Here is a 13,365-nt window from a genome sequence, read left to right on the forward strand (position 1 = left end):
CTGACCTGGTCAGATGTCATCCCTGCAGAACGGTCGACGACGGCTCGACGGCCCTTTCGGAGCCCTGCGCCAGTACCGGAGGCGCGCGGTTGCCCGCCCTGTCCGCCGGGGGCGCGCAGTCGCTGAGGTGACCCCTTTGGTGTGGACGCTCGACAATGGATCTTGAGGGTCTGAGGAAAGGTGTCCTGGTGGGGCGTAGGTCTCCGTATCCGGAGGAGTTCAGGAACGACGCTGTGGTGTTGCATCGAGCCGCGGCCGGCAGGCCGGAAGATTTCAAGTCCAGTGAGACGGTCGTGACGCTATGAGGTCTGTGGTGCGGGTTCCCTGCGCTTGGAGGGTCGTTGATCCACGCTGTCTTCGGGATCTCGGGCGGTCTGGGGCGGCGGCCGAAGCGTTCGGGGTGGCGCGCGTAGGCCTCGGCGAGGGTGACGGCCCGCTGGTCAGGGATCTCCTCGGCGGTGCCGAAGTGGACGCTGGCGGGCGTGTGGAGTCCGACGCCCGAGTGCCGGTGCTCGTGGTTGTAGTACGAGATGAAGGCGTCGAACCATTCGCGGGCGTGGGCCAGGGAGTCGAACCGCTCCGGGTAGTCGGACATGTACTTGGTGGTCTTGAACTGGGCCTCGCTGTAGGGGTTGTCGTTGGAGACCTTGGGGCGCAAGTGGCTCCTGGTGACGCCGAGGTCGATCAGCAGCTGGGAGACTTTCTTGGAGGTCATCGAGGTGCCCCGGTCGGCGTGCACGGTCTCGGGGACGATGCCGTTGCGCGCGATGGTCTCGCGGATCAGCTCCTTTGCCCGCTCGGCTGATTCGGCCGACTCGACGGTGTGGCCGACGATGTAGCGGCTGAAGATGTCGATGATGACGTAGGCGTGGTACCAGACACCCTTGCGGGGGCCGGCCGCTTTGGTGATGTCCCAGGTGAACACCTGGGAGGGGTCGTCGGCGACCAGCTCGGGCACCGTCTTGGCCGGGTGGGCGGCCTGGCGGCGGCGTTCGCCCGACTGCCCGCGCTCGCGCAGGATCCGGTACATCGTGGAGACCGAGCAGTGGTAGCGCCCGGTGTCCAGCTCACGGGCCCAGATCTGCGCGGGCGGCAGTTCGGCGTACTCAGGGCTGTTCATCAACGCCAGGACCGCATCGCGCTCTTCGGCTGTCAGGGCGGAGGGCTGGACCTGGGGCCGGCGAGGCCGGCGCGGGGGCAGCGGCTTCAGCCTGCGGTAGTGGGTGGCCCGGGAGCGGCCGGTGAGCCGGCACGCGGCCGTGGTGCCCAGTTCGTGTTCGACGGCGGTGAAAGCCTCGTCCACGACGGGGTCGGCGGCGTGCGTCAGTCCGCGCTCTCGGAGATCATTTCCAAGAGCGCCGACGCTTTTCCCAGGACCTCCAGCGCGGCCTTGTTCCGGGCGAGCTCCTTCTCCAGCCGTTCCACCTGCCGGCGGAGCTTCTCGTTCTCGACCTCGGCGGCGGACTTCTTCGGACGGGCCGGGCTCGTGCGCCGGTCGACCAGGTTCTCCAATGCGCCGGCATCGCGCGCGGCCCGCCACTCGGTGACGTGGGAGTGGTACAGGCGCTCGCGGCGCAGGACTGTGGTGTCCCGTCACATACACCGCTGACCTGCGCGTTCCTACGGTGTGGCGACACGTACACGTCCCCGTCACCCGCCCGGAAGTGGTGCACATGGCCGCCGCAACACACGCTCCCACGCCCCCCGGTTCCCTCAGACGCATCGTCGCTGCCAGTCTCATCGGCACCACCATCGAGTGGATCGAGTGGTACGACAACTCATCCGATCGAGGCTAGGACCTGCGGAAACAAGGCCAGGAAGGCGATGAGGTCAGCACCGAACCAGCACGGGTGATGGGCGATGCCGGTTCGAGTCCGCTCAGGCCGCGGATCCGCGGAGCGTCGGGGGAGTGCGGCCGGTCGGGGTGAGCACTGTGCGTGATGGTCGCGCCTGGGAGTTTCTCCCCTGTCAGGGTTCGTCGCTTGGCCTTCCGAATGGTTGCACGCCCTGCTTACGCGGGACTCATTTGTCTCGTTCACCTGGTTCGGTCACCCGGAGGGGGTGCTGACTATCTGACGGACTGCTGGAACCCCGACGACCCACCTCCGCCTGCGCGGGGAGCAGTGATCGGCCCACGTCTGCCCGTGCCGGATGGCCACGGCGCGGACCGTGCCGTGGTAGCCGCTGCATGAGGCCGGGACGGCTGTGACCTGCTTGTTCGGCGAGTCGACAGCAGTTCTTGGGCTCGGCGTCGGAGAGTGGTCCGGGCAAATGCGGCCGGGTGGTGGACCGTGGCTCCACTCCCCCGGCCGAACATCAACCGCCGGCGGGCAGGAGCCAGGCCATGACCCTCGGCCACCACGCGATTTTAGGATCGGGGCCTCGCTTTCTGGCGTTTGTCCAGCTCAGAGGTGTAATGGGTGCCTCCCTGATCAGTGAGTGATCAGCATGCTTCTCTGTGGCGCCGCAGTCGTCGGGAAGCATGAACGTGGTGCATACGTGCGCCGTCGCCTCGCCGTGGCGGGGGGCACCGGGCCACAATGGAGGCGGTATCGCTCGGCAGGCGAGGCGTGACATGCGCAAATCCAGCAGTGGTGACCGGCTGCAGGTACGGGCGGCCGTGGGTGCCGGTGCGGCGGCGGTCGTGGTCGATCGGGCGGGTCTGGTGCTGTTCAGTACGCCGAGAGCCACGGCCTTGCTCGGGTGTTCGCCCGGATCGCCCTGTCCCGTTCTCGTGGCAGCTCTGCGGAGAGCCGGCCACGTTGTGGCGGGGGTGGCGCCTGCGGGAGAAGGGCCGTCAGCTCCTCCCCACACGTTCAGCTGCGCCGTCGTCCCGCTGGCGTCAGAAGGTGGCTCCGCTGCCGATGAGGGGCCGTGGCTCGTTCTCTTGGGGGACGCTGATGGGGAGGCGGCTGCCGTTGCTGCACGCCGCCGTTCCGAGTTGGCACACCTGGCCGCTTTGGCCCTGGGGGAGTCCCTCGACGTGACGGAGGTCGCCCAGACGCTGGCGAATCTCCTCGTCCCCGGCTTCGCGGACCTGGCTACCGTCGATCTTGTCGAGGCCGTGCTGGTCGGCGACGAGCCCGCACGGCTCGATGCCAGCAGCCAAGTGCGGCTGCGCCGTGTCGCAGCGGCGCAGAGCCCCGGTGTGTCCGCAGAGCATCTCCTGCCGGTCGGCGAAGCCGTGCCGCCCCTTCCTGAGAGCGCCGTGATGAGCCCCTTGATGGAGGGCAGGGCAGTCGTCGCCTCCGACATCGGGCTGCTCAGTTCGGGGCTCGGAGCGAACTCCGCAACTCTGAGTCTGCTCATCCCTGACGGCGCGCACTCGTCCGTGGCCGTTCCGCTGTATGCCAGGGGAGTCGTACTCGGCTGCCTCACCCTGTGGCGGGGGCCGCCTTCCGAGCCTTTCACCAACGTGGACGGCGCGGCATTGGAGGATATTGCCTCGCATGCCGCCCTCGGCGTCGACAACGCCCGCCGCTACGCCCGCGAGCGCCGTTCCGCAGTCACTCTGCAGCGCAGCCTCCTGCCCGGCGCGGCCAAACATCTCCCGGGAGCCGAGATAGCAGGCGTGTACCAGCCGAGGGCCGGCGGCCCGGGGGCCGGTGGCGACTGGTTCGACGTGATACCCCTGCCCTCCTTCCGCATCGGCATGGTCGTGGGGGACGTCGTCGGTCACGGCCTGCAGGCCACCACGGCGATGGCCCGTCTGCGAACAGCCGTCCGCGTCCTCGCCGACCTCGATCTCGACCCCGACGAGCTGCTCACCCACCTCGACGACCTGGTTCTGGGCTTCTCCGACGCCACCGACAGCCGCGGACCGGACCCCTCTGTCCTGGGCGCAACCTGCCTGTACGCCGTCTATGACCCGGTCTCCGGCACCTGCTCCGTCTCCAGCGCCGGACATCCGCCTCCTGCCGTCCTGCTGCCGTCGGGCGACGTGCCCGCCTATCCCGATGTGGTTCCCGGACCGCCGCTCGGGGTCGGCGGGATGCCCTTCGCCACGACGCACTTCGAGATTCCCGCTGGCTCCCTCCTGGCTCTGTTCACGGACGGCCTCGTCGTCAGCAGGACCAGTGGTGTCGAGGAGGGCATGACCCGGCTGGCGCAGGCCTTGGGGCAGGTGGGCGACACACCGGTGGAGGAGGCCAGCCGGGACCTCCTGGCGCTGCTCACACCGCCCGACCCGGCCGACGATGCGGCCCTCCTCCTCGCCCGCACCCGCACACTGCCCGCGCGTGATGTCTCTGCCTGGGAGCTGGAACCGGATCTGGTGAATGTCGCCCGAGCCCGTGAACTCGTCACGTCGCAGCTGGCCGCATGGGGCCTGGACGAGGCCGCGTTCGTCACCGAACTGATCGTCAGCGAGCTGGTGACGAACGCGATCCGCTATGTCGGTGGCCCGGTCGGTCTCCGACTCCTCCACGGACCGGAAGGGCTCGTGTGCGAGGTGTCCGACACCGGCACTACTCAGCCCCGCGTGCGACGGGCCCGCGAGACCGATGAAGGAGGCCGCGGGCTGTTCCTCGTATCGCAGCTTGCCGACCGCTGGGGAAGTCGCTTCACTCCCGGTGGCAAGACCATCTGGTCGGAACAGTCCGTCGAGACCCCGGTGTAGCGCCGTCCCGCGCGGCGCGGAGATGGTTACACGTGTTAATAGCGATCCGCTGTCCGTGTGCTGTCCGGCCGTCTCCGGAACTGAGGAGTTGCCGGTGTCTCTTAGGGCCTTCCCTGCTCGCCTGTTCGTCCTGTCCGGCCCGCGTGTTCGCCTGGAACTTCTGCCCCCCCGATCACTCCGATGGGTTGTGGGCGCCGGCGGACGAAGGCGCCCATGCACTGTTGCCGTACGAGCGTCCGCCAAGAGCACGGGCCGTGGCGGACTGGACCCGTGCTGGTCTGAGCCGTGCGCGCGACGGTGTCCGCACGGAGGCCGTTCCTGGCCACTCCCTGGGGAAGGCCACGGCACGGCCGAATCGGGGAGAGGGGCATGCAGTGGTCACAAAGAACCTCGTGCACCATCCGGTGCAGTGCGGCGCCCCTGGTGCGCCTGGCTGGTCCGACGCCGACGCCGACGCCGACGCCGACGCCGACGCCGACGCGCAGCCGGCCACCGCCATCCGGCAGGCATGGCTCGTCCCGTGCACCGAACCGGAAACGCCCGTCATCGGATCGGGTTCCCCCGCCCTCGCGGTAGGTCTCCTCCAGCGCGGAGGTGACGGGACGGGTGGTTCGTCGAGGACGACCGGCGACGCTGAGCATGGACTTCCGGCAGCTCGAGTACTTCCTCGCCATCGTGGACCACGGTGGTTTCAACCGTGCTGCCGCCGCGCTGTATGTGTCCCAGCCGTCCCGGCCACAGGCCATCCGGGCTCTGGAGCGCCACGTCGGCGGCAGCCTGTTTCACCGGATCGGCAGGAAGGCGGTCCTCACCGAGGCCGGCAGCGCCCTGGTTCCGTCGGCGCGCGAAGCCCTGCACGCGCTGGAACTGGCCAGAGCCAGTGTCGGCGCCGTCCGTGAACTGCGAGGCGGGCGCCTGGACATTGCCGTGATGGCCTCGCCCATGGTCGAACCACTCAGCACCATGGCCCGGTGCTTCGCCGACCGCTATCCAGAGGTGTCGCTCAGCCTGCGTGCCGCCCTCACCTCAGCGGACGTGATCGACACGGTACGCACCGGAGGCTGCGAACTCGGATTGCTGACTACCTCGTCGCCGCTGCCGAGCACGGACGTCGTGCCGTACCACGTCGGGGATCATAGGCTCGTCCTGGTCACCCCGTTGGATGGCCCCTTCCCGGCGGGGCAGCCGGTTCAACGCGAGCAGCTCGGAGGGCAGCGGCTGATCGTCGGGCAGCGGGGGACCGGGATCCGCGCTTACGTGGACGACCTGAGAGCGCGAGGCATCGACATTCACATCGCGGTGGAGACGGAACACCGCATGGCGTTCCTACCCCTGGTGCTGGCGGGGGTAGGGCTGGCGGTGGTCACGGAATCCTGGGCCGAGTTGTCCGAGCGGACCGGAGCCCTCGTCCTTGATCTGGAGCCGGCCTCCTGCCAGCACAACATTCTGGTGAGCCGGAAGGCGCAGCTCACGCCTGCTGCCCGCGCCTTCCTGGAGATCGCCGTTCCACCGACTCATAGGGACCGCCTATAAGGCACATCGGCGATACGTCTTGGACCCGAGCGGCGCCTGATTGCTGGAATGCGGACCATGACGAACCACAGCATCGCCCTCATACCCGGTGACGGCATAGGCACCGAAGTCCTCCCTGCGGCCCGCGAGGTCATCGAGGCCGTCGGGAAGACCCATGGCGTCGCGTTCACTTATGAGCAGTTCGACTGGTCCTGTGAGCGGTACCTGCGTCTCGGATCGATGATGCCCGAGGACGGCCTGGAACGGCTCCGGCGTCATGACGCGATCCTGCTCGGCGCGGTCGGGTACCCAGGGGTGCCCGATCACGTCTCGCTGTGGGGGCTGCTCATCCCCATACGCAGGGCCTTCAACCAGTACGTGAACCTCCGCCCGATCCGCGTGTTCGACGGTCTGCCCAGCTCCGTACGCGCGGCCACGCCCGGAGACGTGGACTTCGTGGTCGTCCGGGAGAACACCGAAGGCGAGTACAGCGAGATCGGTGGTCGGACGAACCGCGGGTGTCCCGATGAAACGGCCGTGCAGCAGGCCGTGTTCACACGGCCAGGAGTGACACGGGTCCTCGACTTCGCCTTCGGACTCGCTGAGCGGCGCGGCGGTCGTCTCACGTCGGCAACCAAGTCCAACGGCATGGTGCACACCATGCCGTTCTGGGACGAACTGGTGGCCGAGCGCTCCGCCGAATACCCCGCGGTCGGCTGGAGCCAGGAGCACATCGACGCGCTCGCCGCCAAGTTCGTCCTCGACCCCGCCAGTTTCGATGTCGTCGTTGCGTCCAACCTCTTCGGGGACATCCTGAGTGACCTGGCAGCGGCCATGGCCGGCGGTATCGGCATCGCTCCGTCCGCCAACCTCAACCCCGGCGGTGAGTATCCTTCCATGTTCGAGCCGGTCCACGGGTCGGCCCCCGACATCGCCGGGCAGGGCGTCGCCAACCCGATCGGAGCGATCTGGTCCGCCGCCATGATGCTCGACCACCTCGGCCACCCCCGGGCGGCAGCCGACATTACCGACGCCATCGCCCGCGTTCTGGCCACCACCTCGGTGCGGACGCGTGACCTCGGCGGCTCCGCCTCCACCACCGAATTCACCACCGAGGTCCTGCGACACCTGTGACGAGGCGCTGCGACCTGCCGCCGTAGGCCGCGCTGAGGGCGGAGCGCACGCGAGCTCCGCCCTCCGTGTGCGCAGGGTTGTATCAGAGCCGCAGGCCGGCGAGCAGGGCACTCGTGGCGGCGAAGCGGGCCGGTCCGGTGTTCCAGTCGGCGGAGATGGGGCTGATCGCGACCTTGTCCGCGATCACGGCCTCCACGTCGCCGCCCTTGGCGGGAGGCCGCGGCGCGAACCTCACCGCCACCTTCCATGTGCCGTCCCCGCCGTCGGTGAAGTCGGGCGTCAGCGGCTGCTGGGGGTCCTGGAAGGTCATGGTGACGCCGGCGGCGGTTCCCGTGCCGTCCGCTCCCACGACCGGGTGGTTGATGTTCAGCCCGACGCCCTGGGGCAGCAGCGGGCCGGAGCCCGAGCGGTCCCGCAGCCGATCGATGAGCTTGACGGCGAAGTCGACGGTGGGGCGCATGGCGTTCACCGTGGCGACAGGGTCGGGGGCGGCGAAGCCGCCGGTGCTGAGTGCGATGGCCGGCACGCCGTACTCGAGGGCGGCCACGGCCCCGCCGACCGTACCGGAGTGGGTGGCGAGCCCCGCGACGTTCGGGCCGAAGTTGGTGCCGGACACCACCAGGTCGGGGGCCTTTCCCTCGAAGACCTCGGAGAGCCCGAAGGCCACCGAGTCGCCCGGGGTGCCGTCGACGGCCCACACTTTGGGCGCGGGATGCTTCACCGTCACGGTCGGGCCGCTGAGCAGTTTCGTCCCGGTCCCGCTCTGGTTGGTCAGCGGCGCGACGATGGTGACGTCGTGCCCGGCGGCGGTCAGAAGCTGGAAGGCCGTGCGGATGCCCGGGGCGTCGTAGCCGTCGTCGTTGGTGAGCAGGATCCGCAGCGGACCAGAAGGCGCGTGCTGCGATGACGCCGCTGCCGGGGCTGTCCCGGAGAGGAGGGGCGTGCACATCAGGAGGGCGGCCAGCGGCATGACTTGCTTGCGTCTCATGTCGTGCTCCTTGGAGAAAGGGAGGGTGAAGCGGAGGGACCGGGCGGGTGTACGACGCTCGGAGTGCGTTCCACTGGGGGAGTTACACGTGTTACATGAATGGGGCATTGTGTAGCACGCGGCCCAGGGTCCCGGCTAGAGGCGGGGGTCGTCGGGTGGCTTGACGGGGTCGAAGGTCACCTTGTGGTCCCGTGCGTGAGGCTTGTTGGGCGGTGCTCGACGCTCTCGGTGGTGTGGGTGCGTGAGGTCACGTTTCTGATTTTTGTCCGAAATGGTTGAGCTTCGCCTGGGTGGAGTCTAGCGTGTTACACGTGTAATCAGCGGGTCGGGGTCCGCCCCCCGGGTGTCCGTCGGCTGGTTGCGCAACGCGCTGTTAACAAAGTCGAGTATCGCGAATCATTGACGGTCGAAAATTTAGCGAGATACTTGCTGCACTCTCCCCGCTGCCCCCGAGATTGAGGTGCCGCCCCATGGAGCTCTCCCCGTCTGCTCATGTCGATCCGTTCTGTCGAGATCGCCTCCCTCCTTTCTCCCTCTGGCCCGAACTGCGCTTCGAACTGCCGGAGTTGAACTACCCCGCTCGGCTCAACTGCGCCGAGCGGCTGATCGATGAAGCCGTCCGGCACTGGGGCCCCGACCGGCCCTGTCTGCTGACTCCCACGGACCGGTGGACATACGGTGAGCTGCTGCGACGTGCCAACCAGGTCGCCCAAGTGCTCACTGAGGACTTCGGCCTTGTCCCCGGCAATCGGGTCCTCCTGCGCGGACCCAACAATCCCTGGCTCGTCGCCACGTGGCTCGGAGTCCTGAAGGCCGGTGGCGTCGCCGTCACCACCATGCCGCTGCTGCGGGCCGGCGAGCTGGCGGAGCTCTGTGAGATCGGCCGGCCGACCGTCGCCGTGTGCGACCACCGTTACCTGGACGAACTCACCGTCACCGGCGACGAGGGTCCCGCCGTGCTGGCCTACGGCGGCCCGGGCGAGGGCGACCTGGTCGCGCGCTGCGCCGCGAAGGAGGGGCGGTTCACCGCCGTCGCCACCGCTGCGGACGACGTTGCCCTGATCGCCTTCACCTCGGGAACGACCGGGCGACCGAAGGCGACCCTGCACTTCCATCGTGACGTACTGGCCAACGCCGACACCTTCTCCCGTCACGTCCTGCGACCCCGCCGCGACGACGTCTTCACCGGGACTCCACCCCTGGCCTTCACCTTCGGGCTCGGTGGACTGGTGGTGTTCCCGCTGCACGTGGGCGCGGCCACCTTGCTGATCGAGCAGGCCGGACCGCAACAGCTGGTCGACCTCGTCGAGGAACACGGAGTCACCGTGCTCTTCACGGCGCCCACCGCCTACCGGGCGATCATGGCGTCCGGTGCGGTGTCTCGACTGGCTGGCCTGCGTCGCTGTGTGTCCGCCGGGGAGGCGCTGCCGGCGGCCGTGTGGGAGGAGTTCCACGCCGCCACCGGACTGCGCATCATCGACGGCATCGGCGCCACCGAGATGCTCCACGTGTTCATCTCGGCCTCCGACGGCGACATACGCCCCGGCTCAACGGGCAGGCCCGTTCCCGGGTATCGGGCCCGGGTGGTCGATGAAGCAGGGAATCCCGTTCCGGACGGGCAGCCCGGCTTTCTAGCGGTCACCGGCCCGACGGGCTGCCGGTACATGGATGACCCACGGCAGACCGTGTACGTGAGGAACGGTTGGAACATCACCGGCGACACCTACATCCGCGACGCCGACGGCTACTTCTGGTACGTGGCCCGCAGTGACGACATGATCGTCTCCTCCGGCTACAACATCGCCGGCCCCGAGGTGGAGAAGGCGCTCGCCTCTCATCCCGACGTCGAGGAGTGCGGCGTCGTCGGAGCCCCGGACGACAAGCGCGGAATGCTGGTCAAGGCATACGTGATCCTGCGCCCCGGTGTCGCTCCCGACGAGACGACGGTCAAGGAACTCCAGGACTACGTGAAGCGGACCGTCGCGCCCTACAAGTACCCGCGCGCCGTCGAGTTCGTCACCGACCTCCCGCGCACGAGCAACGGAAAGCTCCAGCGCGCCGAGCTGCGCAAGCGCGCCCAGTCCCGCCCCGCCGCCGGCTAGCAGTCGAACGAAAGGAATGAACATGGAAATCTCCAGCACCCGACCGACGGACTCCGGGCCGACGGGCAGCTGCGCCGCCGGATGCCCCGACGCCGCCACGCGGAATCTGCCCAGTGTGGTCGTCGAGCGGCGCGTCGAATGGCTCGACACGGATGCGGCCGGCCACTACCACCACTCCACCGTGGTGCGCTGGGTCGAGGCGGCCGAGGCCGTCCTGCTGCGGCGCCTGGGGCTGTCCCACCTCTTCGGCAGTACGCCACGTGTCCACTTCGAGGCCGACTACCGGGCCCGGCTGTGGTTCGGCGAGACCGTCCGTACCGAGCTGAAGGTCGTCAAGGTCGGGACCAGTTCCTTGCACTACGCCTTCACCGTCCGTAACGAGGGTGCGGAAGTGGCTGCTCTCGGGCGCATGGTGATCGCCCACTCGGCTTCGCACGCCACGGAGTCCGCGGCCTGGCCCGGCGAGGTGCGAGAGGTCCTGACGAAGGCGGGGCCGCAGGCTCCAGAGCTCTTCGCGTGATCGGGCATGGTGCGCCAAGCCGAATATACAAATTTATTGACGGACGCAAGTTTTACGACATAGATTCTCTTTCGGAACCACTTGGAGGAACACCGTGCGTGTAGCAGTCATCGGAGGAGGGCCCGGCGGTCTCTACTTCGCCGCCCTGGCCCGGCAGCTCTCACCGGAGTGGGAGGTCACGCTCTGGGAGCGCAACGCCCGTGATGACGCGTTCGGCTTCGGCGTCGTGTTCTCCGACGAGACGCTGGACGGCATCACGCAAGGCGATCCCGAGGTGTTCGCCGTGATGTCCTCGGAGTTCGCCCGCTGGAGCGACATCGACATCCATTACGGCGGTGAGGTTCGTACCTCCGGAGGGCACGGCTTCGCCGCGCTGGACCGCAACCGCCTCCGGGAGATGCTGCAGAAGCGCTGCGTGGAGCTCGGTGTGGACGTGCGCTACGGCACGCCGGCGCCGCCGGTGGATCGGCTCTCGACGGAGTACGACCTGGTGGTCGCCGCCGACGGCATTCGCTCCGCGACCCGGGAGGCCTATGCCGAGACCTTCCGGCCCGTGCTGGACGAGCGGAAGTGCCGCTACATGTGGTTGTCTACCGACCGGGTCTTCGAGGCGTTCACCTTCATCGTCGAGGAACGGGACTTCGGCGTCATGCAGGTCCATGCCTATCCGTATGACGACCAGCGGTCCACCTTCATCGTGGAGATGGAGGAGGAGGCGTGGCGGCGGGCCGGCTTCGCGACCCTCGCGGACCGTGAGTTCGCCCGTGGCGAGACCGACGAGGCCAGTGTGCGGCGCTGTGAGGAGATTCTCGCCGACCACCTCGACGGGCACCGCCTGATCCCCAACGCCTCGAAGTGGATCACCTTCTCCATGGTGCGCACCGCCTGCTGGAGCCACGGCAACGTCGTCCTGCTGGGCGACGCCGCCCACACCGCGCACTTCTCCATCGGATCGGGCACGAAGCTCGCCATGGAGGACGCGCTCGCACTGGTCGCGAGCCTGCACGAGAACCCCACGGTGGCCGAGGCCCTGGTCGCCTACGAGGCCGAGCGCAGGCCCGCGGTCGAGTCCGTCCAGCGTGCGGCCCAGGCCAGCCTCGAGTGGTTCGAGAACATCGGCCGCTACACCGGCCAGAGCCCTGACCAGTTCGCCTTCAATCTGCTGACCCGCAGCCGACGGGTCACCTACGACAATCTGCGTGCCCGGGACACCGGTTTCATGGACGCCGTCGACGCCGCTGTCGGCGAGGGCGACGGTGTCCCGCCGATGTTCCGGCCGATGCGGCTCGGCGGTCTGACGCTGCGCAACCGCATCGTCGTGCCCCCGATGGCGACGTTCACCGCGGTGGACGGACAGCCCGGCGGGTTCGAGCACGCCCAACTCGCCGCCCAAGCCCTCGGTGGAGCCGGCCTGGTGTTCACCGGGCTGACGGCCGTCAGCCCGGACGGCCGTCTGACCGCAGGTTGCTCCGGCCTGTGGAACGACCAACAGGAGGCGGGATGGGCGTCGATCGTCCAGGCCGTCCGGACGGTCTCCGACACGCCGCTGGGCATCCAGCTCACCCACGCCGGGCGCCGCGGATCCACCGCGGTTCCCGGTCCTGACGGGGTCGGCCTGCCGCTGGGAGGGGAGGGTTGGCCGACCCTGGCCGCCTCGGCCCTGGCGTGGGACGAGAAGTCCCCCGTCCCGCGGGAGGCCACCGCAGCCGAGCTGGCGACCGTGACCACGAACTTCGCCGACGCGGCAGTGCGGGCCGACCGCGCCGGATTCGACGTACTGGAACTCCAGTTCGGCCACGGCCACCTCGTGTCCGGCTTCCTCTCCCCGCTCACCAACGCGCGCGAGGACGAGTACGGCGGCACTCTCGCCAACCGTCTGCGCTTCCCCTTGGAGGTGTTGACCGCCGTCCGCACAGCATGGCCCGCCGAGAAGGCCCTGGTCGTACGGATCTCCGCCAGCGACTGGGCGGAGGGCGGCACCAGCGAGGCCGATGCGGTCACGATCTGCCGCGCGTTGGCGGCCGCCGGGGCCGACGCGGTGGACGTCTCGACCGGCGAGGTCGTCGCCCACGAACGGCCGGCATACGGGCGTAGCTACCAGACCCCGTTCGCCGACCTGATCCGCAATGCCACCGGCATCCCGACCATCGCTGTCGGCGCCATCTCGACCCATGACGACGTCAACTCGATCATCCTGGCGGGCCGCGCCGACCTCGTCGCCGTCGGCCGCGCCCACCTCTACGACCCGCTGTGGACCCTGCATGCCGCGGCCGAGCAGGACTACACCGGGCCGGGCGTTTCCTGGCCCGAGCCCTGGCGGCCGGGCAGCCGCAAGCCCCCGGGGCCGCGCGGCGACCGCGTCCCGCCCCGCCTGCACCTGCTGCGGGAGGCGGTCGCGCCCGTCCGCCGGCGCTGGATACCCATGCCCCCGGCTCGGCCGCTCGCTGTCACCGCGGCGTGCTGATCCCGGCTTCACCAACGGCAACGGAGG

General features: G+C 69.0%; 9 protein-coding genes. 6 read left to right on the plus strand and 3 right to left on the minus strand.

Translation table 11 applies throughout. The annotated features are described in order from the left end of the window. Nucleotides 1-16: 16 nt before the first annotated feature. Entirely contained in the window at nucleotides 17-1,303 is a 1,287-nt protein-coding gene (locus tag ACFW22_RS15590; protein ID WP_386403745.1) for an IS3 family transposase, read from the minus strand. Nucleotides 1,304-1,323: 20 nt separating this feature from the next. Then, complete coding sequence (locus ACFW22_RS15595) at nucleotides 1,324-1,512, minus strand: hypothetical protein (protein ID WP_153466800.1); 189 nt, start codon at nucleotides 1,510-1,512, stop codon at nucleotides 1,324-1,326. A 1,429-nt stretch (nucleotides 1,513-2,941) separates the two neighbouring features. On the opposite strand from ACFW22_RS15595, the gene ACFW22_RS15600 reads away from it, so the two are divergent. The 3 genes from ACFW22_RS15600 (at nucleotide 2,942) to ACFW22_RS15610 (ending at nucleotide 7,264) form a co-directional block, all read left to right on the plus strand. Next, a complete protein-coding gene (locus ACFW22_RS15600; protein WP_386403750.1) occupies nucleotides 2,942-4,618 on the plus strand; it encodes a SpoIIE family protein phosphatase in 1,677 nt (558 codons plus the stop codon). A 639-nt stretch (nucleotides 4,619-5,257) separates the two neighbouring features. Beyond that, nucleotides 5,258-6,151, plus strand: coding sequence for a LysR family transcriptional regulator (locus ACFW22_RS15605; protein WP_386403753.1), 894 nt, complete (start codon nucleotides 5,258-5,260; stop codon nucleotides 6,149-6,151). A 57-nt stretch (nucleotides 6,152-6,208) separates the two neighbouring features. Then, complete coding sequence (locus ACFW22_RS15610; RefSeq protein WP_384878818.1) at nucleotides 6,209-7,264, plus strand: tartrate dehydrogenase; 1,056 nt, start codon at nucleotides 6,209-6,211, stop codon at nucleotides 7,262-7,264. A gap of 82 nt (nucleotides 7,265-7,346) precedes the next feature. Here ACFW22_RS15610 and surE read toward each other — a convergent pair whose 3' ends face one another. Then, on the minus strand, nucleotides 7,347-8,252 hold the full coding sequence (gene surE / locus ACFW22_RS15615) for a 5'/3'-nucleotidase SurE (RefSeq protein WP_384878815.1): 906 nt from the start codon (nucleotides 8,250-8,252) through the stop codon (nucleotides 7,347-7,349). Between the two features lie 470 nt (nucleotides 8,253-8,722). On the opposite strand from surE, the gene ACFW22_RS15620 reads away from it, so the two are divergent. The 3 genes from ACFW22_RS15620 (at nucleotide 8,723) to ACFW22_RS15630 (ending at nucleotide 13,338) form a co-directional block, all read left to right on the plus strand. After that, on the plus strand, nucleotides 8,723-10,354 hold the full coding sequence (locus tag ACFW22_RS15620; protein ID WP_384878813.1) for an AMP-binding protein: 1,632 nt from the start codon (nucleotides 8,723-8,725) through the stop codon (nucleotides 10,352-10,354). Nucleotides 10,355-10,376: 22 nt separating this feature from the next. Beyond that, nucleotides 10,377-10,874 (plus strand): acyl-CoA thioesterase, encoded by a 498-nt coding sequence (locus ACFW22_RS15625; RefSeq protein ID WP_384878810.1) that lies wholly within the window; start codon nucleotides 10,377-10,379, stop codon nucleotides 10,872-10,874. A 94-nt stretch (nucleotides 10,875-10,968) separates the two neighbouring features. After that, nucleotides 10,969-13,338 carry an FAD-dependent monooxygenase gene (locus ACFW22_RS15630; protein WP_384878809.1) on the plus strand — a complete coding sequence of 790 codons (2,370 nt, stop codon included), beginning with the start codon at nucleotides 10,969-10,971 and terminating at the stop codon, nucleotides 13,336-13,338. The last annotated feature ends 27 nt before the right edge of the window (nucleotides 13,339-13,365 follow it).

The organism is Streptomyces sp. NPDC058872 (genome assembly GCF_042743065.1).
GTDB lineage: Bacteria > Actinomycetota > Actinomycetes > Streptomycetales > Streptomycetaceae > Streptomyces.

Bases quoted from the DNA above. Each gene is read 5' to 3' on its own strand.
- ACFW22_RS15625 (WP_384878810.1), top strand. From the start codon at position 10,377: ATGGAAATCTCCAGCACCCGACCGACGGACTCCGGGCCGACGGGCAGC.
- ACFW22_RS15605 (WP_386403753.1), top strand. From the start codon at position 5,258: ATGGACTTCCGGCAGCTCGAGTACTTCCTCGCCATCGTGGACCACGGT.
- surE (WP_384878815.1), bottom strand. From the start codon at position 8,252: ATGAGACGCAAGCAAGTCATGCCGCTGGCCGCCCTCCTGATGTGCACG.
- ACFW22_RS15620 (WP_384878813.1), top strand. From the start codon at position 8,723: ATGGAGCTCTCCCCGTCTGCTCATGTCGATCCGTTCTGTCGAGATCGC.
- ACFW22_RS15610 (WP_384878818.1), top strand. From the start codon at position 6,209: ATGACGAACCACAGCATCGCCCTCATACCCGGTGACGGCATAGGCACC.